Source organism: Microbacterium sp. SD291 (genome assembly GCF_017355365.1).
Taxonomy (GTDB): domain Bacteria; phylum Actinomycetota; class Actinomycetes; order Actinomycetales; family Microbacteriaceae; genus Microbacterium.
Map to the genome: position 1 here is coordinate 82818 of NZ_JADIJR010000012.1, position 23077 is coordinate 105894.

General features: G+C 69.8%; 20 protein-coding genes. 12 read left to right on the forward strand and 8 right to left on the reverse strand.

Features of this window, described 5'->3' with window-relative positions; all coding sequences use genetic code 11:
- Window positions 1–73: 73 nt before the first annotated feature.
- Complete coding sequence (locus IPV10_RS09030) at window positions 74–1735, reverse strand: glycoside hydrolase family 13 protein (protein WP_207482950.1); 1662 nt, start codon at window positions 1733–1735, stop codon at window positions 74–76.
- Between the two features lie 137 nt (window positions 1736–1872).
- Between IPV10_RS09030 and IPV10_RS09035 the strand changes: the two genes are divergently transcribed.
- Window positions 1873–2301, forward strand: a complete 429-nt coding sequence (locus IPV10_RS09035; RefSeq protein WP_207482952.1) for a DUF1761 domain-containing protein — start codon at window positions 1873–1875, stop codon at window positions 2299–2301.
- A gap of 72 nt (window positions 2302–2373) precedes the next feature.
- On the opposite strand, the gene IPV10_RS09040 is transcribed toward IPV10_RS09035, so the two are convergent.
- The 4 genes from IPV10_RS09040 to IPV10_RS09055 form a co-directional block, all read right to left on the reverse strand.
- Entirely contained in the window at window positions 2374–4671 is a 2298-nt protein-coding gene (locus IPV10_RS09040) for an immune inhibitor A domain-containing protein (RefSeq protein ID WP_307861093.1), read from the reverse strand.
- Between the two features lie 171 nt (window positions 4672–4842).
- Window positions 4843–5550: a phosphoribosylformylglycinamidine synthase subunit PurQ gene (gene purQ / locus IPV10_RS09045; RefSeq protein ID WP_207482954.1), complete on the reverse strand. Its 708-nt coding sequence runs from the start codon at window positions 5548–5550 to the stop codon at window positions 4843–4845.
- Complete coding sequence (purS, locus tag IPV10_RS09050; RefSeq protein WP_207482956.1) at window positions 5547–5795, reverse strand: phosphoribosylformylglycinamidine synthase subunit PurS; 249 nt, start codon at window positions 5793–5795, stop codon at window positions 5547–5549. Before purS ends, purQ begins: the two co-directional genes overlap by 4 nt.
- Before the next feature lie 152 nt (window positions 5796–5947).
- Window positions 5948–6478 (reverse strand): adenine phosphoribosyltransferase, encoded by a 531-nt coding sequence (locus tag IPV10_RS09055; RefSeq protein WP_207482959.1) that lies wholly within the window; start codon window positions 6476–6478, stop codon window positions 5948–5950.
- Between the two features lie 247 nt (window positions 6479–6725).
- Between IPV10_RS09055 and IPV10_RS09060 the strand changes: the two genes are divergently transcribed.
- The 5 genes from IPV10_RS09060 (at window position 6726) to IPV10_RS09080 (ending at window position 12424) form a co-directional block, all read left to right on the forward strand.
- A complete protein-coding gene (locus IPV10_RS09060) occupies window positions 6726–8000 on the forward strand; it encodes an ABC transporter substrate-binding protein (protein WP_207482961.1) in 1275 nt (424 codons plus the stop codon).
- 55 nt (window positions 8001–8055) lie between these two features.
- On the forward strand, window positions 8056–9003 hold the full coding sequence (locus IPV10_RS09065; RefSeq protein ID WP_207482963.1) for a carbohydrate ABC transporter permease: 948 nt from the start codon (window positions 8056–8058) through the stop codon (window positions 9001–9003).
- Window positions 9000–9917: a carbohydrate ABC transporter permease gene (locus IPV10_RS09070; protein ID WP_207482965.1), complete on the forward strand. Its 918-nt coding sequence runs from the start codon at window positions 9000–9002 to the stop codon at window positions 9915–9917. Before IPV10_RS09065 ends, IPV10_RS09070 begins: the two co-directional genes overlap by 4 nt.
- Entirely contained in the window at window positions 9914–11335 is a 1422-nt protein-coding gene (locus IPV10_RS09075) for a GH1 family beta-glucosidase (RefSeq protein ID WP_374192226.1), read from the forward strand. The genes IPV10_RS09070 and IPV10_RS09075 overlap by 4 nt, the downstream gene beginning before the upstream one ends.
- Before the next feature lie 90 nt (window positions 11336–11425).
- Window positions 11426–12424, forward strand: a complete 999-nt coding sequence (locus IPV10_RS09080) for a LacI family DNA-binding transcriptional regulator (RefSeq protein WP_207482968.1) — start codon at window positions 11426–11428, stop codon at window positions 12422–12424.
- A 79-nt stretch (window positions 12425–12503) separates the two neighbouring features.
- On the opposite strand, the gene IPV10_RS09085 is transcribed toward IPV10_RS09080, so the two are convergent.
- Complete coding sequence (locus IPV10_RS09085) at window positions 12504–13322, reverse strand: M57 family metalloprotease (protein ID WP_207482970.1); 819 nt, start codon at window positions 13320–13322, stop codon at window positions 12504–12506.
- Between the two features lie 235 nt (window positions 13323–13557).
- Entirely contained in the window at window positions 13558–14196 is a 639-nt protein-coding gene (locus IPV10_RS09090) for a GntR family transcriptional regulator (protein WP_207482972.1), read from the reverse strand.
- Window positions 14197–14326: 130 nt separating this feature from the next.
- Here IPV10_RS09090 and IPV10_RS09095 point away from each other — a divergent pair, with 130 nt between their 5' ends.
- The 6 genes from IPV10_RS09095 (at window position 14327) to IPV10_RS09120 (ending at window position 21561) form a co-directional block, all read left to right on the forward strand.
- Window positions 14327–15604: an NRAMP family divalent metal transporter gene (locus tag IPV10_RS09095; protein ID WP_207482974.1), complete on the forward strand. Its 1278-nt coding sequence runs from the start codon at window positions 14327–14329 to the stop codon at window positions 15602–15604.
- Window position 15605: 1 nt separating this feature from the next.
- The gene (locus IPV10_RS09100) at window positions 15606–16376 is read left to right on the forward strand and encodes a LamB/YcsF family protein (RefSeq protein ID WP_207482976.1); all 771 of its coding nucleotides are present in this window, start codon (window positions 15606–15608) and stop codon (window positions 16374–16376) included.
- A gap of 1 nt (window position 16377) precedes the next feature.
- Window positions 16378–17178: a putative hydro-lyase gene (locus tag IPV10_RS09105; RefSeq protein WP_207482977.1), complete on the forward strand. Its 801-nt coding sequence runs from the start codon at window positions 16378–16380 to the stop codon at window positions 17176–17178.
- A complete protein-coding gene (locus IPV10_RS09110) occupies window positions 17178–18926 on the forward strand; it encodes an urea amidolyase family protein (RefSeq protein ID WP_207482979.1) in 1749 nt (582 codons plus the stop codon). Before IPV10_RS09105 ends, IPV10_RS09110 begins: the two co-directional genes overlap by 1 nt.
- Complete coding sequence (locus tag IPV10_RS09115) at window positions 18923–20638, forward strand: biotin carboxylase N-terminal domain-containing protein (protein WP_207482981.1); 1716 nt, start codon at window positions 18923–18925, stop codon at window positions 20636–20638. The genes IPV10_RS09110 and IPV10_RS09115 overlap by 4 nt, the downstream gene beginning before the upstream one ends.
- Window positions 20639–20892: 254 nt before the next feature.
- Complete coding sequence (locus IPV10_RS09120; protein WP_207482983.1) at window positions 20893–21561, forward strand: TetR/AcrR family transcriptional regulator; 669 nt, start codon at window positions 20893–20895, stop codon at window positions 21559–21561.
- Window positions 21562–21617: 56 nt separating this feature from the next.
- Here the strand turns inward: IPV10_RS09120 and IPV10_RS09125 are convergent, their stop codons facing one another.
- Complete coding sequence (locus IPV10_RS09125) at window positions 21618–22970, reverse strand: uracil-xanthine permease family protein (RefSeq protein WP_207482985.1); 1353 nt, start codon at window positions 22968–22970, stop codon at window positions 21618–21620.
- Between the last annotated feature and the right edge of the window lie 107 nt (window positions 22971–23077).

Here is a 23077-nt window from a genome sequence, read left to right on the forward strand (position 1 = left end):
CACGCCCCGCATGAGACACCACGTGCGGCGTGAAGTCTCATGCGGAGCGTGTCGGCTCGTGGTCATGAGCGGCTCAGGCCGTCGTGTACCACACGGCCGTGTCGACCGGCACCGCGGCGCCGGTGAACGACTGGCTCGCGAGCACCACGGTCGCGCCGGCCGGCAGCGGCAGGGGCTTCGTGCCGAGGTTCGCGAGCACGTGCACGTCGCCGCGGCGGAATGCCACGGCATCCTTCCCCGCGTCCTCCCACACCAGCGAGCCTGAGCCGAAACCGCGCTCGCGACGTGCGCTCAGCAGCCGCTTGTAGAGCGACAGCGTCGACGACTCGTCGGCGGTCTCGGTGTCGCGCGCGTACGTCGCCCACTCTGCCGGCTGCGGCAGCCACGACAGACCGGTGCCGTTGAAGCCGAACGCCGGAGCATCCGCCTCCCACGGCAGCGGCACGCGGCATCCGTCGCGCCCGTAGCGCTCGCCGTTCGTGCGGAACCAGGTCGGGTCCTGACGGAACTCGTCGGGGATCTCCATCGCCTCCGGGAGGCCGAGCTCCTCGCCCTGGTACAGGTACGCGGAGCCGGGAAGCGCGAGCATCAGCATGGTAGCCGCGCGGGCGCGAGCGAGGCCGATCTTCGTGTCCGGCTTGCTGGGAGTCTCCGGGCCGATGCCCTCGCCCTGGGGGTTGTCGGCGGTGAGCGCGAGACGCGAGGCGTGGCGCACGACGTCGTGGTTCGAGAGCACCCAGGTGCTCGGGGCCCCGACCTTGCCGAACTCGTCGAGGGACTCGCGGATGACGTCGCCGAGCGCCTTCGCGTCCCACGGGGTCATCAGGTACGGGAAGTTGAAGGTCTGGTGCATCTCGTCTGGACGCACCCAGAGAGCCGTCTTCTTGAGCGTCGGAAGCCACGCCTCGCCGCACAGCGCGCGGTCGCCGTCGTACTCGGCGAGCAGCTCGTGCCAGTCGCGGTAGATGTCGTGCACGTCGTTCTGGCCCCAGTACGGCACGTTCTCCTCGCCGCCGCCCATCGAGTCGGCGTCAGCCACCGGCGCGTAGTCGGGGAGACCCGCCTCCTTGACCATGCCGTGCGCGACGTCGACCCGGAACCCGTCGACGCCGCGGTCGAGCCAGAAGCGCAGGATCGAGCGGAACTCCTCCTTGACCTCCTCGTTCGTCCAGTCGAAGTCGGGCTGCGTGGGGTCGAAGATGTGCAGGTACCACTGGCCGGGAGCGCCGTCGGCCTCGACGACGCGCTCCCACATGCCGCCGCCGAAGACGGACTCCCAGTTGTTCGGCGGGAGCTCGCCGTTCTTCCCCTTGCCGTCGCGGAAGACGTAGCGGGCGCGCTCGGGGCTGCCAGGTCCCGCCTTCAGTGCCTCCTGGAACCAGACATGCTGGTCGGAGGAGTGGTTGGGGACGAGGTCGACGATGACGCGGATGCCGCGGGTGTGCGCCTCGGCGAGCATCTCGTCGAAGTCGGCGAGGGTGCCGAAGAGCGGGTCGACGTCACGGTAGTCGGCGACGTCGTAGCCGGCATCCTTCTGCGGGCTGGTCATGAACGGACTCAGCCAGATCGCGTCGATGCCGAGATCTCGGAGCGAATCGAGCCGGCTGGTGATGCCCGGCAGGTCGCCGATGCCGTCGCCGGACGCGTCGGCGAACGAGCGGGGGTAGATCTGGTAGATGACCGCGCTGCGCCACCACTCGGAACCGGGGGCTGCGATCTGCTCAAGCTGTGCCATGGGAACAGGCTACTGTAAACGCTTACATTCCTGCCAGGGTAAGGATCGAATCGGTTCGGCTGGCGTGTCGGCAGCAGTGCAGGCGTCGCTGTTGCAACCGGGAGTATCCTGACCGCATCCGATGAGTGGAGGCTGTCATGGTTCCTGAGATCAACTACTGGGCGGTACTGCTGGCGACCGCATCGAGCATGCTCGTCGGCTCGGTCTGGTACGCGCGAGGCGTGTTCGGCAAGCGCTGGGCGAGGCTGGCGGACGTCGACCTCGACAATCCGTCCGGCAACCCGGCGATGGCGATCATCACCACCATCCTGGTGAGCTTCGTCACGGCATGGGTGCTCGCCGGAGCATCCGCCATCGCGTGGCACTTCTACGGCGGATCGTTCCTGTGGGGCGCGATCGTCACCGCCGTGACCCTGTGGGCCGGTTTCACCGCCGCACGGTTCATCACGCACGACGCGTTCGAGGGCCGCTCGACGAAGCTCACGACGCTCAACATCGCGCACGAGCTGGTCACGGTGCTCGTGATGGCCGTTCTGATCGGCGTCTGGCCGCCGGTCGGGATCTGACGTCGCCGCACGCGATTCGGGCCCGCTCCCTTCGAGGGAGACGGGCCCGAACTGCTTCTCAGGGTGAGGCGATCACTCCGCCGGGTTGTTCACCACGACCGTCATGATCCCTCCGGTGGTCTGGCTGGTCACCGTGATGACCACGCCGTGCCCGGCGACCAGGACGCCCGCGAGCGGGTTCGACTCGTCGTAGAACGCATGCGTGTCGGAGTCGTCGAACGTCGCCTTCTGCATGCCCGGCGTCGAGGTCGCCGCCAGCGTCTCGACGGTCTGGCTCTTGCCCTTGCCGACCAGCACCTGCTTGTGCAGGGAGACCGAGTCGAGCGGGTTCAGGCCGAACGCGGCGTCGAAGGGCTGGCGCCGGTTGCTCGGCTTCGTCCCGTCGGAGTAGGTGATCGGCACCGGGTTGGCATCGACCGGCAGCGCCAGGCCGTGGCCGAGGTGGTCGATCGTGTTGTTGTCGCCATATGACTCGTCGACGGCCCAGACCACCATGCCGTCCTGGAACGGGAAGTGCTCCACCCAGTCCGGGCGCGTGATGCCCTCGCTGAACTGGTACGGACCGGTCTGCAGGGTGGCGTCGTAGTCGACGTACGTGCGGTTCTCGGCGAGGTAGTACTGGTCGCCCGACGAGGTCGACGTGCCGTCGCTCAGCGTGAAGCCGCCCGCGGCCGTCCAGCCGTTGTCGCCGCCCTCGGCGTCGTCGCTGAGCAGCGTGGTGCCGCCGCTCTTCACGACGATGTCGTCGAGGAACGCGCCGGCGAGGTGCACGCCGCCGTCGCTCTGGTAGCGGAAGCGGAACAGCGTGTCGGCGCTGCCACCCGGAACCGAGTAGCGCAGCGTCGTCCAGCGGCCGCTGGAGGTGTCGCTGAGCGGCTTGCCCGCCTGCGTCCAGTCGGCGCCGCCGTTCGTGGAGTACTCGGCGTACAGGTAGTCGTAGCCTGCCTCGATGTCGTACCAGGACTTGGCCGTGACCGTGGCGCTGCGCACCCCGCTCAGGTCGAGCTCGCGGGTGAGCGTCGTGTTCAGGTCATCCGCACTCGACGTCCACCAGGCGTGTCCGCCGGCGAGGTCGACGACCGTGGAGGTCGTCGTGACGTCGGGGACGTCGACGACGAGCGCCTGCTCCTGACCGTCCACCTGGCGGGCGGCGGGGCTCAGCGTGTACTCGCCGCCCTCGCCTGGGCTCACGACGCTGTAGTCGAGCCAGCCGAGCTGCAGCTTCTCCCACGGCCCCATGTAGTTCGGGGTCGTGCCGATGTCCTCGGTGCCGTCGCCGAGCCACGAGCCGCTGGACATCAGGGTCCAGAACGCGCTCGAGTTCTCGCCGCCGTTGGTGTCGTAGAAATCGGGCAGGCCGAGGTCGTGGGCGTACTCGTGGGCGAACACGCCCAGCCCGCCGTTCTCCGGCTCGATCGTGTAGTCGCCGATCCAGATGCCGCTCGTGCCGATCTGGGTGCCGCCGAACTCCGCGCCGGACGGGCCGGTCACGCCGTAGTCGGTGGAGTTCACGTACCACCGGTGCGACCAGATCGCGTCCTCGCCCTGGAGCCCGCCGCCGGCGTCCTCGCCCTCACCGGCGTGCACGGCCTGGAAGTGGTCGATGTAGCCGTCGGCCTCGTCGAAGTCGCCGTCGTTGTCGTGGTCGTAGCGATCCCACACGTCGAACGTCTGCAGCTCGGCGAGGATCTCCTCGGCCGAGCGGCCGGCGTCGACCTGCGCCTGATACCAGGCATCGGCGGAGTCCGCGACGAACTGCCAGGAGCCGCCGAAGTCCTCGACTGTGTTGTCGCCGTAGGTCGAAGCGTTGCCCGGCACCTTCACCCAGTCGCTGACGGTGCCGTCGACCGTGTAGGCGCCCGCGGACTGCTTCGTGTAGAAGTCGGCGAACGACTCGCCTGCGCCGAAGAACAGATCGGTGTAGTACGCCTGGTTGAAGTCGCTCTGCCAGTGCGTGCTGTTGTTCACGGCGCGATCCGGCTGCGGGATCTCGTTGTGCAGAGGCCCGGGGACCGTGCCGAGCTTGCCGCTGCCCTGCTCGCCGAACTCGGCGAGGATGGTGAACAGCCTGCCGGTGCCGGTGACCGCGGCCTGATAGTACTTGTCGCCCTCGGCGTTCAGCGCGACGACGCCGTCTTCGTTCGGCGAGGCCTGGCCCGAGAGGATCAGCCGCTGCGCGGCCTTTCGCCGTTCGTTCTGGCGTTCGGTCAGCGGGCCCGGCCGGTTGTCGGACCGCTGGGCCGAGGATCCGTCGGCGGTGGGGCCGTCGCCTGAGGGGGCGGCCATCGCGGGCGGGACCATCATGGCGCCGGCGATGACTGTCGCTCCGGATGCTGCTGCGGCAATGATGCCGCGGGTACGTCGTCTCACGTTCACTCCTTTGTGCGCTGGCTCGGGATCGCCGAGCACGACGACGCAAAAATAGCACGCGAGCGGAGCTGAGTGAACAGGTCGTAACGCAATTCAGGGGTGCGCGGAAACCTCGATCCGCGAATCCGCAGATGGCGCGCCGGAATACCGGTCTCCGCCTGGAACGGGGATCTACGCGGCGACGCGGACGACCGCGGCGACCGCGCTCTCGAAGAAGCCGAGTCCGTCGACACCGCTGCGCATCGCGGCATCCGTGTCGGGGCCGAAGCCGGGTTCGGTGGCGTGCTCGGGGTGCGGCATCAGGCCCACCACGTTGCCGGCCTCGTTGGTGATGCCCGCGATGTCGCGCAGCGACCCGTTCGGGTTCACGCCGGAGTAGCGGAAGGCGACGAGGCCCTCTCCTTCGAGACGGTCGAGCGTCTGCTCGTCGGCGATGTAGCCGCCGTCGGCGTTCTTCAGCGGGATCACGATCTCCTGGCCGGTGCGGAACGCGTTCGTCCACGCGGTGTCGGAGTTCTCGACCGTGAGCTTCTGGTCGCGCCGCACGAAGTGCTGATGGTCGTTGCGGATCAGGCCGCCGGGCAGCAGGTGCGCCTCGACGAGCATCTGGAATCCGTTGCAGATGCCGAGGATCGGCATGCCCGAGGCTGCGGCGTCCTTCACCTCGGCCATGATCGGGGAGAGTGCCGCGATCGCGCCGGCGCGCAGGTAGTCGCCGTAACTGAACCCGCCGGGGAGCACGAGCGCGTCGACTCCCTCGAGATCGTGCGAGCCGTGCCACAGGGCGACCGCCTCGGCGCCCGCGAGGCGGACGGCGCGCTGCGCGTCGCGATCGTCGAGCGAGCCGGGCCAGGTGATGACCCCGATGCGGACGGTCATCCGACGACCTCGATGCCGACGACGTCCTCGATCACGGAGTTGGAGAGCACCTCATCGGCGATGCGCGTGACCTCGGCGAGAACCTCGTCGGTGACCTCGCCCTCGACGGTGAGCTCGAAGCGCTTGCCGATGCGGACATCGGTGAAGCCCTCGACGCCCAGACGGGTGAAGGCGCCGGAGACGGCCTTCCCCTGCGGGTCGAGCAGTTCGGGCTTGGGCATGACGTCGACGACGATGGTGGGCATGAACGGCTCCGGAAGTCGCGGGCGGACGGGCGCGTCCAGTCTACCGTCCCGCCGCGCCCCGCCTTCCCCCCGTCACAAGCCCGTCTGTTTGCGCCGAACGCATGCTCACGACCCCGCGGAACATGCGTCTGACGCAAACAGACGGTCTTGGGTCAGGCGTGGAAGACGGTGTGCAGGTCGCCGACGGCGTCGCGGCCGCCGAGGCCGTCGATCTCGAACAGGACCGAGATGCCGATCACGTGACTGCCGAGGTGCTCGACGATCTCGCGTCCGGCGGCGAGCGTGCCTCCCGTGGCGAGCACGTCGTCGATCAGCAGCACGCGAGAGCCCGCCGGCAGGTCGTCGTGCATCTCGATCGTCGCGGTGCCGTACTCCAGGGCGTAGTCGACGGATGCCGTGGGCCGCGGCAGCTTGCCGGCCTTGCGGATCGGGACCAGGCCGACGCCGGCGGCGATCGCGGCTGCTCCGGCGAGGAGGAACCCGCGCGCTTCGATGCCGGCGACCACGTCGAACCGCCCCTCGAACGGCGCGATGATCGCCTCTGTCGTCACCCTCATCGCCTCCGCGTCGGCGAGCAGCGGCGTGATGTCGCGGAAGACGATCCCCTGCTGCGGGTAGTCAGGGATGGAGCGGATCAGTGATTCGGCGCGGGCGAGGGCAGGGGAGAGAGCGGCTTCGGGCACTGGTCAAGGTTACGCGCCGACGCGGCATCCGAATCGGGTCGTGACGATCTGCGGACACGATGACGGATCGCGGAGTTCTGCGGCCGATCAATCCGCTGATCGTCCTCCCCTCCGTGAATCGTCGCCTCGACCTGCGCTTGACTTTCGTGGGAGCGCTCCCATAGAGTGACTCATCAATCGTGGGAGCGCTCCCACGAACTGCGCAAGACCCTTCATCCACAGCACGACCTGCACAAAGGAGTGAACCGTGAACACACGTGCCCGCAATCGGATCCTGGCGACAGCCGCCGCGGCATCCGCCACCGCCATCGCCCTCGCCGGCTGCGCGTCCGCCGACGCCGGCCCCGCCGATCCGGATGCCGAGATCACGCTGACCGTCGCGACCTTCAACGACTTCGGCTACACCGACGAGCTCCTCCAGGAGTACATGGACGAGCACCCGAACGTGACGATCGTGCACAACCGCGCGGCCACCAGCAACGAGGCCCGCGAGAACTACTTCCAGAAGCTCGGCAAGACCGGCCTCGCCGACATCGAGGCGATCGAGGTCGACTGGCTGCCCGAGGTCATGCAGTACGCCGACCTGCTCGCCCCGGTCGACGAGGCGCTCAAGGACCGCTGGCTCGACTGGAAGACGAGCGCCGCCACCGACAAGGACGGCAACCTGATCGGGTACGGCACCGACATCGGCCCCGAGGGCGTCTGCTACCGCAGCGACCTGTTCGCCGCCGCAGGCCTTCCCACCGACCGCGAAGAGGTCGCCGCACTCCTCGAGGGCGACTGGGCCACCTACTTCGACCTCGGCGCGGAGTACACCGCCGCGACCGGCAAGGCGTTCTTCGACTCCGCCGGCGGCACCTACCAGGGCATGATCAACCAGGTCGAGGCCGCATACGAGGACCCGGACTCCGGCGACATCATCGCCACCGGCAACGACGAGGTCAAGGACATCTACGACCAGGTGCTCACGGCATCCGCCACGCAGTCCGCGCACCTCGGCCAGTGGTCCGACGACTGGTTCGCGGGGCTCTCCAACGGCGCCTTCGCGACGATGCTCTGCCCCGGCTGGATGCTCGGCGTGATCGAGGGCAACGCCGAGGGCGTCACCGGATGGGACATCGCGAACACGTTCCCCGACGGCGGCGGCAACTGGGGCGGCTCGTACCTGACGGTTCCCGCGAACGGCGAGAACGTCGCCGCGGCGCAGGAGCTCGCCGACTGGCTGACCGACCCCGCGCAGCAGGTCAAGGCGTTCGAGAACGCCGGCACCTTCCCGAGCCAGAACGACGCCCTCACCGACGAGACGCTGCTCGGCGCCACCAACGAGTTCTTCACGGGCGCGCCCACCGGTCAGATCCTCTCCGAGCGCGCGCAGGCCGTCACGGTCTCGCCGTTCAAGGGCGAGTTCTACTTCCAGATCAACGACGCGATGCAGAAGGCGCTGACCCGCGTCGAGGAGGGCACGCAGGATGCGGGCACCTCCTGGACGCAGTGGGTCTCCGAGGTCGACGCGATCAAGTAGCGAACCCGTCCGGCCCCTCCGCCAGCGGAGGGGCCGGACCGACCCGAGGACTGACATGACCACAGCATCCGCAGCTCCCGCCAGGCGCCTCGGCTTCGGCCAGCGCCTCTCGCGCTGGGACTTCAAGCTCTCGCCCTACCTCTACATCTCCCCCTTCTTCCTGCTGTTCGTGGTCGTCGGGCTCTTCCCGATCGCGTACACCGCCGTGATCTCGTTCATGGACTGGGACCAGGTGCGCGGCTCCGGCACCTTCATCGGGTTCGACCAGTACGCGTACGTGCTGAGCCAGCCGAAGTTCTGGATCGCGCTGCGCAACACGTTCAGCATCTTCCTGCTGTCGAGCGTCCCGCAGCTCATCGCGGCCGTCGTCATCGCGGCGCTGCTCGACCAGAACATCCGCGCCAAGACCTTCTGGCGGATGGGCGTGCTCATCCCCTACGTCGTCGCCCCCGTCGCCGTCGCCCTCATCTTCTCGAACCTGTTCGGCGACAAGTACGGACTCATCAACACGCTCCTCGCGCACGTCGGCGCCGGCCCCGTGAACTGGCATTCGAACGCCTTCGCCAGCCACATGGCCATCGCGACGATGGTGAACTTCCGCTGGACCGGCTACAACACACTCATCCTGCTGGCCGCGATGCAGGCCATCCCGCGTGACTACTACGAGGCGGCGACGGTGGACGGCGCAGGCAAGGTGCGCCAGTTCTTCGCCATCACGCTGCCGAGCCTTCGCCCCACCCTGATCTTCGTGATCATCACCTCGACGATCGGCGGTCTGCAGATCTTCGACGAGCCGCGCATGTACGACCAGTACGGCACGGGCGGGTCGAACAGTCAGTGGCTGACGATCACGCTGTACCTCTACAACATCGGCTGGGGCGAGTGGAACTTCGGCCGAGCCTCTGCGCTCGCCTGGATCCTGTTCGTCATCGTGCTCGTGATCGGCGCGATCAACCTGCTCGTCACCCGAGCGCTGGTGCGCGGAGAAGGGAAGAGATCATGACCGTGATCGACAGGACGGATGCCGCGGCCCCGGCATCCGACGACGAATCGGCGTCCCGAGGGGAGCGCCGGCCGCGCACCCGCCGCGTGCGCGGGACCCGCCCCGGCTGGGTCGTCTACGGGCTGCTCGGCATCGTGCTGCTCGGCAGCGTGTTCCCCTTCTACTGGTCGTTCCTGATCGGCTCCGGCGACGCGTACACGATCCGCGACCCGAACATGTCGTGGATCCCAGGCGGCAACTTCTGGGCGAACGCGATCGCCGTCATGAACGACCCGGCGGTGAACTTCTGGCGGGCGCTGTGGAACTCGATCTACACGTCGGCACTGATCGCGGCATCCGTCGTCTTCTTCTCCACGCTCGCCGGCTGGGCGTTCGCGAAGCTGAAGTTCAAGGGCCGCGGCTGGCTGCTGGCGTTCGTCGTCGGAACCATGGCCGTGCCCACCCAGCTCGGCGTGGTGCCGCTGTACGTGCTGTTCAGCGAGCTCGGCTGGACCGGCAGCACCGGCGCCGTGATCATCCCCGCCCTCACCAGCGCGTTCGGCGTGTTCTGGATGACGCAGTACCTCACCCAGGCGGTGCCGGACGAGCTGATCGAGGCCGCCCGCATGGACGGAGCATCCTCGTTCCGCACGTTCTGGACGATCGGTCTCCCCGCCGCCCGCCCCGCAGCGGCCATGCTGGCGCTGTTCACGTTCGTCTCGAGCTGGAACAACTTCTTCTGGCCGTTCATCGTGCTCGACCGCCAGGACCCGACCCTCCCGGTGGCGCTCTCGCTGCTCCAGTCGAACCACTTCGTCGACTACTCGATCGTGCTCGCAGGAGTGCTGCTCTCGACCATCCCGCTGCTGCTGCTGTTCGCGGTGGCCGGCAGGCAGCTGGTCAGTGGCATCATGCAGGGCGCGGTGAAAGGATGACCCGTATGACCCGCGCCTTCCCCCAGGATTTCCTGTTCGGTGCTGCCACAGCCGCGTATCAGATCGAGGGCGCGGCCTTCGAAGACGGCAGGACGGCGTCGATCTGGGATGCGTTCGCGCGCGTGCCCGGTGCCGTGATCAACGGTGACCACGGCGACGTGGCGTGCGACCACTACCACCGCTTCCCGCAGGACGTCGCGCTGATGAAGGACCTCGGTCTGCAGACGTACCGCTTCTCCACCTCCTGGTCGCGGGTGCGGCCGGACGGCGCAGCGGTGAACCCCGCGGGCGTCGACTTCTACGAGCGGCTGGTGGACGAGCTGCTCGGCGCCGGCATCCTGCCGTGGCTCACGCTCTATCACTGGGACATGCCGCAGGCGCTCGAGGAGAAGGGCGGCTGGACCGATCGCGACACGGTCGACCGCTTCCTCGAGCACGCCGGCACGATGCACGACGCCCTCGGCGACCGGGTCCGCAACTGGACGACGCTCAACGAGCCGTGGTGCTCGTCGTTCCTCTCCTACACGGCGGGCATCCACGCGCCCGGCCGGATGGACGTCGGCGACGGGATGCTGGCGGCGCACCACCTGCTCCTCGCCCACGGCACGACCGTGCAGGAGCTGCGCCGCCGTGACGAGTCGCTCGATCTCGGGGTGACGCTGAACCTCACGGTGGCGGACCCCGCCGATCCGGAGGCGCCGGCCGACCTCGACGCCGCGCGGCGCATCGACGGCCAGTTCAACCGCTGGTTCCTCGACCCGATCTTCCGCGGCGTCTACCCCGACGACGTCATCCGCGACATCCGCAAGGTGGATGCCGCGGCGGTCGCCCGCTGGGAGCAGGCGGTGCTCCCCGGCGACCTCGAGGCGATCTCGGCCCCGCTCGACGCACTCGGCGTGAACTACTACCACGGCGAGATGCTCTCGGGGACGGCACCGGAGGAGGAGCCGCCCGGAGGCGATGCCCCGACGGACAGGCCGACGAGGTCGCCGTGGCCGGCGGCCGAGGGCGTGCACTGGGTCGAGCGGGGACTGCCACGCACCGGCATGGGGTGGGAGGTGCAGCCCGAGGGGCTCACCCGCCTGCTCCGCCGCGTCGCCGACGAGTACGCCGGTGACGTCCCGCTGTACGTCACCGAGAACGGCGCGGCCTACGACGACGTCCGTGAGGGCGACACGGTGCCGGATGCCGAGCGCACCGGGTTCCTGGTCTCCCACGTCGCCGCTGTGCGCGACGCGATCGATGCCGGCGTCGACGTGCGCGGCTACTTCTACTGGTCGCTGCTCGACAACTACGAGTGGGCGTGGGGATACGAGAAGCGCTTCGGGATCGTGCGCGTCGAGTACGACACTCAGGAGCGCATCGTGAAGGACTCGGGCCTCGAGTACGCTCGGATCATCGCAGCCCGTGCCGTCTGAGTCATCCGCGGGTTTCGAATCGCGCGAATGACCGTATCCTGGGCCTGAATCCAGTCATCTGAGCGATTCGAAGGACGATGGGGAGCACGCATGACGAGACCGACGATCGAAGAGGTCGCGGCGGCCGCTGGTGTCTCCCGGTCGACGGTCTCCAGAGTCGTGAACGGCTCGTCATCGGTGAGCCCGGAGGCGCTCGCCGCGGTGCAGGACGCGATCAGCCGTCTCAACTACGTGCCGAACCGGGCGGCCCGGAGTCTCGCGAGCAGGCAGACCAACGCGATCGCGCTGGTCGTGCCAGAGGATACCACTCGCTTCTTCGGCGACCCGTTCTTCGCCGCGATCGTGGCCGGAATCAGCGCACGCCTCACCCGCTCCGACTACGTCCTCAACCTGCTGATCGCCAGTGACGATCCGGGGGCGAAGATGACGTCGTTCGTGCGCAACGGAGCCGTCGACGGTGCGATCATCGTCTCGCACCACACCAGCGACTCGTTCGTCGACCGGATCGCCGAGGCGGTGCCGGTGGTGTTCGGCGGGCGGCCGGTGCAGGCGCGTCCGGGGGACTACGTGGTCGACGTGGACAACGTGCTGGGCGGGCGGATGGCCGCGCAGCACCTGATCGACCGCGGTCACCGCAGGATCGCCACCGTCTCCGGCTCGCTCACGATGCCGGCAGCCGTCGACCGCGTGCAGGGCTTTCGTGAGGCGCTCGCCGGTGCGGGGCTCCAGCCGGCGGCCGAGATCGACGGCGGCTTCACGGAGGAGGGCGGAGCGGAGGCCGCGCGCCGGCTGCTCTCCGGCGGCGCCGAGCTTCCCGACGCGATCTTCGTCGCGAGCGACCTGATGGCCAGGGGCGTGCTCCGCGTGCTCCGGGGTGCCGGGGTGCGGGTGCCGGATGACGTCGCCATGATCGGCTTCGACGACTCGCAGGTCGCGGTGGCCGTGGATCCGGCGCTCACCACGATCAGGCAGCCGATGTACGCGCAGGGAGAGGCGATGGCATCCGTGCTGCTGGACGTGCTCGCCGGCCGGGATGCCGAGCGCGTGACGATCCTGCCGACCGAGCTGGTGGTGCGCGCGAGCGCGTGACGACGCCCAGGGCCGCGTCGAGGACGCGGACGGGGCCCGATCGCTCGCGACCGGGCCCCGCTGATCCTGATGGCGGGTGTCAGTTCCCGTAGAGTGCGACGACGCCTGCGCGGTCGGCGCTCGTCATCGACAGGTCGTCGGACGAGCCGTTGCACTGCGGGTAGTGCATGATCGACGAGGAGTCGTACGGCGTCAGCGGACGCCAGTTGCTGTCCTCGAAGCAGGTGCCCGATTCGGGGCGCGTGTGCTCGTGACGGAAGCCGAGGACGTGACCGAGCTCGTGGCCGATGATGTTCGTCGGCGTCCAGGAGCCCGAGGTCCAGATCGAGTCGTCGATCAGCACGTTCTGCTGGCGGTCGGGGGAGCTCGGGAAGAACGCCCTGGCGATGTACTGCGAGGTCTGCACGGGCTCGACCGAGAACAGGACCGACTTGTTGCGCGTCGTGCAGTTGCCGTCGGCGCTGCTGACGTGGACGAAGTCGATCTTCGAGGACGCGGACTCCCAGAGCGCTGCGCCGCTGGCCATCGCGCTCACGACGTCGGCGTGACGGGTGCCGAACTTCGTGCTGACGCAGTAGGTGAGGTTGCCCACCTGCGATGCCGACCACTTGTCGTCGGCGCCGTTGACGGTGTTGACGATGAGGCCGTCGGTGTGCGTGTCCGGGCCGACGAGCTGCTCGTAGAAGGCGCGCAGATCGCCCTGGGTCGCGATCACCTCGTCTCCGTTGACGATGTAGCTGCCGTCGACGTCCCGGTAGGTGGACGCCGCGAACTCCTGGTAGGAGGGCGCGTCGCCGTTGCCGGGAGCGGGGGCTGCGGCGGCAGCGGGGATGACCGTGCCCATGCAGAGTGCGGCTGCCGCGGTGGCGGCGAGCGCGAGTGTTCTCGTGAGTCGCAAAACAGTGATCCTTCTCGATCTGAGCGATCCGCTCGCCTAGTCGGCGGGCGGACTCCGGAGCGAGGGGTGGGCGTCTTTGCTCCACCGATCGTGCCGAAGCTCGCTCACGGTAACCGCGCTGTTTACCCGGGGTCAAGAGACGCGGCGGCGTGCCGGGCGCTTTCTGCACTCAGGTCAGAAATGCGACCTGCGGGCCTGGCCGAAGGTGGCGGTGCGTCTGGCCGGAGGTCGGGGGTCAGGAGCGGCCCATGCGGGAGAAGGCCCCCAGCACGGTGCGCTCGGATGCCGTGAGATAGCGCTCCAGCTCGTCCGCCGCGGCGGCGGGACCCCGTTCGAGCAGCGCGGTGAGCACGGCGCGGTTCTTGCGCACGAACGGCTCGTGCAGTGACCGAGGGTCGTCGATCTCGAGGAACACCAGGCGCAGCTCGGCGGCGACGTCGCGATACGTGCGTGCGAGCCGAGGGCTGTCCGCGAGGGCGACGATCGCGCCGTGGAACGCCATGTTCGCGCTGCCCACGCGACGCCAGTCCTCTTGCGGCACCTGCTCCTCCGCCTCGGCCAGCGCGTCGTGCATCAGCTGCACCGCCGGATGCTCCGGCTCCGACTGCCGCAGGGCGGTGCACTCGATCACCCGGCGGGCCCGGTAGATGTCGATCACGTCGGCGATCGTCGGCGAGGCCACCGACACCCCGCGATGCGGGATGTGCTCGACGAGACCCTGCTCCGCGAGCACGCGGAACGCCTCTCGGAGGGTGTTGCGGGAGACCTCGAACTGATCGGCCAGGGCGGATTCCGACAGCCTCGATCCCGGCGCGAAGTCGCCGTCGATGATGCGCTGACGCAGCACGTCGGCGAGCACGCCCTGGTGGTTCATGCCTTCATGCTAGGCCGGATGCCGCGGCCTCCGGCGCCCATGCGTGAAAAATTGTTGAACAATTCAGGCGATACTGTTCTACACTCAGTCTCAACAATCCGCCACCCACCAACGAGGATGGGAACCCCCTATGTCCGAGCAGACCCCCGCTGCCGTCAGTCCCGAGGACGAGGCACGCATCGCGACCGCGAAGAAGCGCGCGGGCCGCAGCGCCGTGATCGGCGCGATCTTCCTGATGGCCACCTCCGCCATCGGTCCGGGTTTCATCACCCAGACCGCCACGTTCACCGCGACCATGGGGGCGGCGTTCGCGTTCGCCATCCTGGTCTCGGTGCTCATCGACATCGCCGTGCAGCTGAACGTCTGGCGCATGATCACCTCATCCGGAAAGCGCGCCGGCGAGCTGGCCAACAGCGCCATCCCGTTCTCCGGCTATGTCATCGCCGTGCTCGTCATCATCGGCGGGCTCGCCTTCAACATCGGCAACATCGCCGGCGGCGGGCTGGGCCTGAACGCCCTTCTCGGCATCGACACGAAGCTCGGCGGGCTGCTCACCGCGGCGCTCGCGATCATCATCTTCCTCGTGAAGAAGGCGGGCCCCGTGATGGACGTCGTCCTCGTGATCCTGGGCATCGGCATGATCGTGATGACGGTCGTGGTCGCGTTCATCGCCCAGCCGCCGGTCGGCGACGCCTTCCGCCAGACGGTCCTCCCCGATCAGCTGAACTTCGCCACGATCACGACGATCGTGGGCGGCACCGTCGGCGGATACATCACCTACTCGGGCGCGCACCGCTACCTCGCCTCGGGGCATGTGGGCCCGGAGTACGCTGCTCCGGTGATGCGGGCGGCCGCGAACGGCATCTTCGTCACCGGCATCATGCGGTACGTGCTGTTCCTCGCGATCCTCGGCGTCGTCGCCTCCGGCGTGACGCTCGACCTCACCACGAACGCGGCCAACCCCGCAGGTCAGGCGTTCGGAGCCGTGCTCGGCGAGGCAGGCATCCGCCTCTTCGGCGCGATCTTCTGGGCCGCCGCGATCAGCTCGGTCATCGGCGCCGCCTACACCTCGGCGAGCTTCCTCTCCACATTCCACAGGCGCTTCCTCGGAGGCTGGTCGCTGCAGTGGGCCACAGTGATCTTCATCGTCGTCTCGCTCATCGTGTACCTGTCGATCGGGACGGCGCCGGCCGCGATCCTGGTGTTCGTCGGCGGCTTCAACGGCCTGATCCTGCCGATCGGCCTCACCGTGTTCATTTACATCGGCTGGTTCCGCCGCGACCTGCTCGGCACGAAGAAGTACCCGCTGTGGCTGCTCATCGCCGGCACCGTGGTGACCGCACTGACCTGGTACATGGGTGCGGTCTCGGTGGTTCCGATCTTCGCCTTCCTCGGGACGGGAGCCTGACATGGCGACGATCGACCTGAACTCCGATCTCGGCGAGAACGTGCCGGACCGCATCGTCGGCGACGACGCGGCCATGCTCGAGATCGTGACCAGCGCCAACGTGTCGTGCGGGTTCCACGCGGGCAGCCCCGAGGGCATCAGGGACACACTCGCAGCCGCTGTTCGCAACGGTGTCGTGATCGGCGCGCACCCGGGCTACCGCGACTACGAGAACTTCGGCCGCACGAACGTCGAGATCGACTCGGCGACGCTGCAGGCCCACGTCGAGTACCAGCTCGGCGCGCTCGCGGGCCTCGCCGGCGCCGTGGGCGGCTCGATCGCGTACGTCAAGCCGCACGGTGCGCTGTACAACACGATCGCCCGCGACGAGCGGCAGGCGGCCGACGTGGTCGCGGCGATCAGGGCCATCGACCCGCGCCTGGTGCTCCTCGGTCTCGCCGGCGGCGTCGTGCTCGAGGTCGCGGAACGCGCGGGACTCCAGGTCGCCGCCGAGGCGTTCGCCGATCGCGCCTACCAGCCGGACGGCCAGCTCGTCTCGCGCACGCAGGAGGGCGCCGTGCTGCACGACCCGGCTGCCGTCGCCGAGCGCATGGTCCGCCTCGCCGAGGAGGGCGTCATCCGCGCCGTCGACGGCACCGACGTGCGGGTCGAGGCCCAGTCCATCTGCGTGCACGGCGACAGCCCCGGGTCGGTCGCGATGGCCGCGGAGACGAAGCGGATGCTGCAGCGCGCCGGCGTCGAGATCGCGCCGTTCGTCCGAGCCGGAGCCTGAGATGACCGTCCTCGCGACCCCCGGGCAGCTCACAGCCGCACGCGCGGCGCGGCAGTCCTACCGCGACGGCCTGGCCGTGCCGACCAGCGGCGTGGCCGCCGGCCTGACGCAGGCGAACCTGATCGCGGTACCGGCGGACTGGGCGTTCGAGATCCTGCTGTACGCGCAGCGCAACCCGAAGCCGTGCCCTGTCCTCGAGGTCATCGAGCAGGGGCAGGTGGAGTCGGCGCTGGCTCCGGGCAGCGACATCCGCACCGACATCGGCCGCTACCGGATCTGGCGCGACGGCGAGCTCGCGTCCGAGCAGGCCGACGCACGCGACGCGTGGGCGGAGCATCCGGATCTCGTGGCATTCCTGATCGGCTGCAGCTTCACGTTCGAGACCGGCCTCGCCGAGGCCGGCATCCCGATCCGCCACCAGGAGCTCGGACGCAACGTGCCGATGTACCGCACGAACGTCGACTGCACGCCCGCAGGCCGCCTGCGCGGGGAGATGGTCGTCTCGATGCGGCCGATCCCGGCCGGCAGGGTCGCGGATGCCGTGCGGATCTCGGGGCGAACGCCCGCCGTGCACGGCGCGCCGGTGCACATCGGCGACCCCGCCTCGCTCGGCATCCACGACCTCTCCCGGCCGGACTTCGGCGACGCCCCTGAGGTGCGGGACGGTGAGATCCCGGTGTTCTGGGCCTGCGGAGTCACGCCGCAGGCGGCGATCATGGCGTCCAAGCCGCCGTTCGCGGTCACGCACGCACCCGGGTACATGTTCATCACCGACGTGCCCGACGCGGAGTACGTGGTCTGATGCGCATTCTGACGGCATCCGATCGCACGCTGCTCGTCGAGGCGGCCGACCTCGACGAGGCCATGCGGCTGAACCTCGCGTGGGACGGCGTGCATGGAGTGGTCGAGCGCATTCCGGGCGCCCGCACGGTGCTCGTGCGGTTCGACCCGCTGCAGGTGTCGGCGCGGGACCTGGCCGCGGCGCTGCGGGAGACGCGGACGGATGCCGAGCACGTGCCGCACACGCGCGAGGTGACGATCCCGGTGCGCTACGACGGCGAGGACCTCGACGAGGTCGCGGAGCTCCTCGGCGTCTCGGCGGATGAGGTCGTGAACCGGCATCTGGCGGCGGACTGGCAGGTCGCGTTCTCGGGCTTCGCCCCCGGATTCGGGTACACAGTGAGCGACGACGCGCTGTTCGACGTGCCGCGGCGCTCGTCGCCGCGCACCAGGGTTCCGGCGGGCTCGGTCGCTCTGGCCGGGCACTTCACGGGCGTGTACCCGCGGGAGAGCCCGGGGGGCTGGCAGCTGATCGGACGCACGGATGCCGTGATGTGGGACATCGACCGCGATCCGCCCGCCCTGCTGTCGCCCGGCACGCTCGTGCGGTTCGAGCGCGCGGAGCGGGAGAGTGCTGCACTCGCCGGAGCCGCTGCCTCGGGAAACCGGGACGAAGACGCCGCCTCACGGCGTGCCGGGCGCCGCCACGCCGATGCCGGATCGGATGGTCCCGGTTTTCGCGCGGCTGTCGAGGTCGTCCGCCCCGCGCTGCAGCTGCTCGTGCAGGACCTCGGGCGTCCGGGGCACGCGGCGCTCGGCGTCTCCGCCTCGGGCGCGGCCGACCGCACCTCGCTGCGTGACGCCAACCGCGCGGTGGGCAACGCACCGGATGCCGCGGCGCTGGAGAGCGTCGGCGGCGCCGTGCTGCGCTTCCACGGCGACGGCGTCGCCGCCGTGACCGGCGCGATCGGCGACCTGACCCTCGCCGACACCTCCGGCCTCGAGCGCGCCGTCGCCCACGGCGAGCCGTTCGCCACGGTCGACGGCGACGAGCTGCACCTCGGCTCCCCGACCCACGGCCTCCGATACGCGATCGCGGTGCGCGGCGGCATCCTCGCCTCGTCCGCGCTGGGCAGCCGAGCCTCCGACACGCTCGCCGGCCTCGGACCGGCGCCGCTGCGCGCCGGCGACACCGTCGACATCGGCGCTGACGCCCCGCACGCGGTGGATCCGCATCCGCAGCCGCGCCCGCTGCCGGCATCCGGCGACGTGGTCGAGCTGGAGATCACCCTCGGGCCGCGCGACGACTGGTTCACTCCCGCCGCACTGCAGATGCTGACCGGTCAGGACTGGGAGGTCACGCCGCGCTCGGATCGGGTCGGCATCCGCCTGCACGGCGAGGCGCCGCTGGAGCGCGCGGTCACCGGCGAGCTCCCCAGCGAGGGGGCGGTGACCGGCGCGATCCAGGTGCCGCCCGACGGACAGCCGGTGCTGTTCCTGCCCGACCATCCGCTCACCGGCGGGTACCCGATCATCGGTGCGCTCACCGATCGCTGCCTCGACCTCGCCGGGCAGCTGCCGCCCGGCTGCCGCATCCGCTTCCGCATCGCCGACCCGTCGACCGTCGGACGGGGAGAACCCGGACCATCCGAACCCGTCGCGGCGAGTCGCGCCTCGACACGCCGCCGCGCGGGTGAGCCGTCGCCGTTTTCCGACACTGGCGCCCGCGCAGCCGGCGCCGAACCGCCCACCGAGAAGAGCCCGTCATGAAGAAGATCCTGATCGCCAACCGAGGCGAGATCGCCGTGCGCGTCGTCCGGGCGTGCGCCGAGGCGGGGTACGTCTCGGTGGCGGTGTACGCCGATCAGGATGCCGACGCGCTGCACGTGCGACTGGCAGACGAAGCCGTCGGGCTCGGCGGGACGACCGCCGCCGACACCTACCTCTCCGTCGACGCGCTGCTGCGCGCGGCCGCGACCGCCGGCGCGGACGCGGTGCACCCCGGGTACGGGTTCCTCTCCGAGAGTGCGGCGTTCGCGCGCGCGGTGGAGGGCGCAGGGCTCGTCTGGATCGGGCCCTCGCCCGAGAGCATCGACGCGCTCGGCGACAAGATGACGGCGCGCCGCATCGCGCAGCGGGTCGGGGCACCGCTCGCCGCCGGCACCGACCAGCCCCTGGCGGGTCCCGCCGACGCGGTGGCCTTCGCCGAGGAGCACGGCCTGCCGATCGCGATCAAGGCGGCGTTCGGCGGCGGCGGTCGCGGGCTCAAGGTGGTCCGGCGGCTGGACGAGGTCGCCGAGGCGTTCGACGCCGCGACGCGTGAGGCGATCGTCGCGTTCGGGCGGGGGGAGTGCTTCGTCGAGCGGTTCCTGGAGAGCCCGCGGCACATCGAGGTGCAGGTGCTCGGCGACGGCGTGGGCGGGGTGGTCGCGGTCGGCGACCGCGACTGCTCGATGCAGCGCCGCAACCAGAAGCTCATCGAGGAGGCCCCGGCGCCTGGTCTCACCGACGACCAGCGCACCCGCATCCACGACGCCGCCAGGAGCATCTGCGCCGAGGTCGGCTACCGCGGGGCGGGCACCGTCGAGTTCCTGCTCGCCGCCGACGGCACGATCTCGTTCCTCGAGGTGAACACGCGGCTGCAGGTCGAGCATCCGGTCACCGAGGAGGTCGCCGGGGTCGATCTCGTGCGCGAGCAGTTCCGGATCGCCGAGGGGCTCGGGCCGTCGATCGCCGAGACGCCGCGTCCGCGCGGCCACGCGATCGAGTTCCGCATAAACGCGGAGGATCCGGGTCGAGGGTTCCTGCCCAGCCCCGGGCGGGTCGAGGCGCTGCGGATCCCCGGCGGGCCGGGCGTCCGCTGGGACAGCGGGATAGAGGCGGGGGATGCCGTGCAGCCGGCGTTCGACTCCCTGATCGCGAAGCTCATCGTGCATGCCGACTCGCGTGACGATGCGCTCGCACGGGCGCGTCGCGCGCTTCGCGAGCTGGAGGTCGAAGGCCCCGCGACCGTGATCGGGTTCGACCGTCTCGCGATCGACGATCCGGCGTTCGCGACCGGGTCCTTCGCGGTGCACACGCAGTGGATCGAGAGCTCGCTGCTGCCGCGGCTCGAGGTGCAGCTCCGTCCGGCGCCGATCGAGGATGCCGGGCTGCAGCGCTTCCCGGTGGAGATCGACGGCCGGCGCGTGATGCTCGGCCTGCCGACGGCGCTGCTCGCGGGCTTCGCCGGCGGCGGCGCGGCCGCGGTCCCGGCATCCGATGCCGTGGATCCTGCCGCGCTGCACGCCCCGGTGCCGGGCACCCTGGTGCGGTGGCTCGTGGATGACGGCACCGAGGTCGCGGAGGGCACCCAGGTCGCGGTGCTGGACGCGATGAAGATGGAGACCCCGGTGATCGCGCATCGTGCCGGAGCGCTGGCGCACGGGGCGGAGGTCGGCTCGATGGTGGCGGCGGATGCCGTGATCGGCCGCATCGGCTGAGGCGGACCGCATGTCGACCTCGGGCCGTCGGTCTCGGGCCGCGTCGTGTCACAGATGCGGACCGGACGCTCCTCGGCGTGGGTCCGCACCCGTGACTTGGCCTCCGGCCATCGTCGACCGCAGCCTCGCCCCCTCGGCTGCTGCGGTCATGACCCCAGCGCGCACCCGACCTTAGGCTGAATACGCATTCAATGAGTAGCCTATAGGACAGGAGATGCAGAGTCCATATCGGCCGCGACACCGAGAGGAGACCGGTGGCACGTTCTGAAGAGCAGAACCGCGTCGCGCGAGAGCGAGCGCGAGAGAGCATCCTCGCCTCCGCGGTCGAGCTCTTCAGCGAGCGCGGCGTCGCCGGCGCGAGCATCGCCGAGATCACGCATCGGGCGGGCGTCTCGCAGGGACTCCTGAACTATCACTTCGGCAGCAAGGAGCACCTGATCGCCGCGGTGATCGACCGCTGGTTCGACACGCTCCTGGGGCTTCCGCAGGTTGAGGGCACCGCGGATGAACGGCTCGCGGGCGTGATCGACGCCGCGGTGCTGGCCACCGGGTTCGCGCTGCCGCTGCAGCGCGCCATCGTCGCGATGCAGCAGCAGCCGGACACGCATCGGATCTTCGCCGAATCGGAGGCGAGGCACGGCGAGGCCGTGATCACGGCCGAGAACACCGTGCGCGCGATGTTCGCCGAGCGCGGGGCTGCCCGCCCGGATCTCGAGGAGATCATGCTGCGCACGACGCTCGAGGGCATCGTCGTGAAGTACGGCGTGTACGGCGATACGTTCCCGCTGGAGGCGGCTCGACGCTGGGCATACCGCATCTTCGAGCTGCCAGAGCCCTCCGAGCCGCTGCCGCTCGCGCCTGGGCCCGCCGGCGAGATCCGGCTGCGTGCGCTGGCGGCCGTCCGCGACCTGCCGCGAGCCTGAGTTGCGAGGACGCCGAGATCCCGGATGCCGCGGCCGCAGCATCCGGGATCTCGCACTCAGACGGGCTCGCCCAGGTGATCGCCGCCCATCGGGCCGACTGCGGGGATGGGCCCGCCGTCGTCGGCGCCGGTCTTGCGCAGCCGGGCGATCGCGTTGCCCACGTGGTAGATCAGGAGCGCCGCGACTGTGCCGATCACGATCGCGCCGAGCTGGAAGCTGCCCCAGCTCATGGCGAAGCCGGCGATCGCGATCACGAACGACACCGCGACCGTGTACTGGTTGACCGGGCGCGAGAAGTCGACGCGGTTGTCCACCCAGATCTTGATGCCGATCACGCCGATCAGGCCATACAGGGCGGTCGTCACGCCGCCGAGCACGCCGGCCGGGATCGTGTTGAAGATGACGCCGACCTTCGGGGAGAAGGCAAGAAGGATCGCGACGATGCCGGCGACCCAGTAGGCCGCGGTCGAGTACACGCGGGTGGCGGCCATCACGCCGATGTTCTCGCCGTAGGTCGTGGTGCCGGAGCCGCCGAAGCCGCCGGCCAGGGTGGTCGCGAGGCCGTCGGCGACGAGGGCGCGACCGGTGTGCCGGTTGATCGTGGGGTCCTCGGTCATCGTGGCGACGCCGCGCACGTGGCCGACGTTCTCTGCGATCAGGACCAGCACCACCGGGAGGAACATCGGAACCAGCGCCCAGGCCGCGGGGTCGGCGACGGCGGCGAGATGGAAGTCGGGGAGACCCACCCACGCGGCGTCGGCGACCGCATCGAAGTTCACCTGACCGGTCAGGGCGGCGACCACGTAGCCGACGATCACGCCGAGGAAGATCGAGATGCGGCCGAGGAAGCCTCGGAACAGGACGCTGAACAGCACGACGGCGACCAGCGTCACGGTGGCGAGCTCCGGCTGACGCTGGAAGTTGCCCCACGCGGCCGGGGCGAGGTTGAAGCCGATCAGGGCCACGATGGAGCCGGCCACGACGGGCGGCATGAGCTTGTCGATCCACGTCGTGCCGACGGCCTGGACGAGGAGGCCGATCGCTGCGAGCAGGATGCCGGCGGCTGCGACTCCGACGAGCGCCTGGGTGATCTGCTCGGGCGTCTCCAGCGCGCGCCCCGCGTTCACTGCTGTGATCGGCGCGATGAACGCGAACGACGAGCCGAGGTAGCTGGGCAGGCGGTTGCGGGTGAGCAGCAGGAACAGCAGGGTGCCGAGCCCGGAGAAGAGCAGCGTGGTCGAGACGGGGAAGCCGGTGAGGATCGGGACCAGGAAGGTCGCGCCGAACATCGCGACGACGTGCTGTGCGCCGATCGCGATCGTCGCCGGCCAGTTCAGGCGCTCGTCCGGACGGACGACGGCGCCGGGTTCGACGGTGCGGCCGTCTCCGTGCAGGTTCCACAGGGGCATCGCTGGCTCCTCAGTATCGGGGGATGACGCCACCCTATCGATTCCTGAGTGTTTCCTGGGTGATGGGGTGAGCGATGTTCTCCGGTCGCGGGCGAGCGCAGTCCTCC

Excerpts from the sequence above, each read along its gene's own strand:
- IPV10_RS09030 (WP_207482950.1), bottom strand. The coding sequence starts at position 1,735 with ATGGCACAGCTTGAGCAGATCGCAGCCCCCGGTTCCGAGTGGTGGCGC.
- IPV10_RS09035 (WP_207482952.1), top strand. The coding sequence starts at position 1,873 with ATGGTTCCTGAGATCAACTACTGGGCGGTACTGCTGGCGACCGCATCG.
- purQ (WP_207482954.1), bottom strand. The coding sequence starts at position 5,550 with ATGACCGTCCGCATCGGGGTCATCACCTGGCCCGGCTCGCTCGACGAT.
- purS (WP_207482956.1), bottom strand. The coding sequence starts at position 5,795 with ATGCCCACCATCGTCGTCGACGTCATGCCCAAGCCCGAACTGCTCGAC.
- IPV10_RS09065 (WP_207482963.1), top strand. The coding sequence starts at position 8,056 with ATGACCACAGCATCCGCAGCTCCCGCCAGGCGCCTCGGCTTCGGCCAG.
- IPV10_RS09070 (WP_207482965.1), top strand. The coding sequence starts at position 9,000 with ATGACCGTGATCGACAGGACGGATGCCGCGGCCCCGGCATCCGACGAC.
- IPV10_RS09075 (WP_374192226.1), top strand. The coding sequence starts at position 9,914 with ATGACCCGTATGACCCGCGCCTTCCCCCAGGATTTCCTGTTCGGTGCT.
- IPV10_RS09080 (WP_207482968.1), top strand. The coding sequence starts at position 11,426 with ATGACGAGACCGACGATCGAAGAGGTCGCGGCGGCCGCTGGTGTCTCC.
- IPV10_RS09090 (WP_207482972.1), bottom strand. The coding sequence starts at position 14,196 with ATGAACCACCAGGGCGTGCTCGCCGACGTGCTGCGTCAGCGCATCATC.
- IPV10_RS09095 (WP_207482974.1), top strand. The coding sequence starts at position 14,327 with ATGTCCGAGCAGACCCCCGCTGCCGTCAGTCCCGAGGACGAGGCACGC.
- IPV10_RS09100 (WP_207482976.1), top strand. The coding sequence starts at position 15,606 with ATGGCGACGATCGACCTGAACTCCGATCTCGGCGAGAACGTGCCGGAC.
- IPV10_RS09105 (WP_207482977.1), top strand. The coding sequence starts at position 16,378 with ATGACCGTCCTCGCGACCCCCGGGCAGCTCACAGCCGCACGCGCGGCG.
- IPV10_RS09110 (WP_207482979.1), top strand. The coding sequence starts at position 17,178 with ATGCGCATTCTGACGGCATCCGATCGCACGCTGCTCGTCGAGGCGGCC.
- IPV10_RS09115 (WP_207482981.1), top strand. The coding sequence starts at position 18,923 with ATGAAGAAGATCCTGATCGCCAACCGAGGCGAGATCGCCGTGCGCGTC.
- IPV10_RS09125 (WP_207482985.1), bottom strand. The coding sequence starts at position 22,970 with ATGCCCCTGTGGAACCTGCACGGAGACGGCCGCACCGTCGAACCCGGC.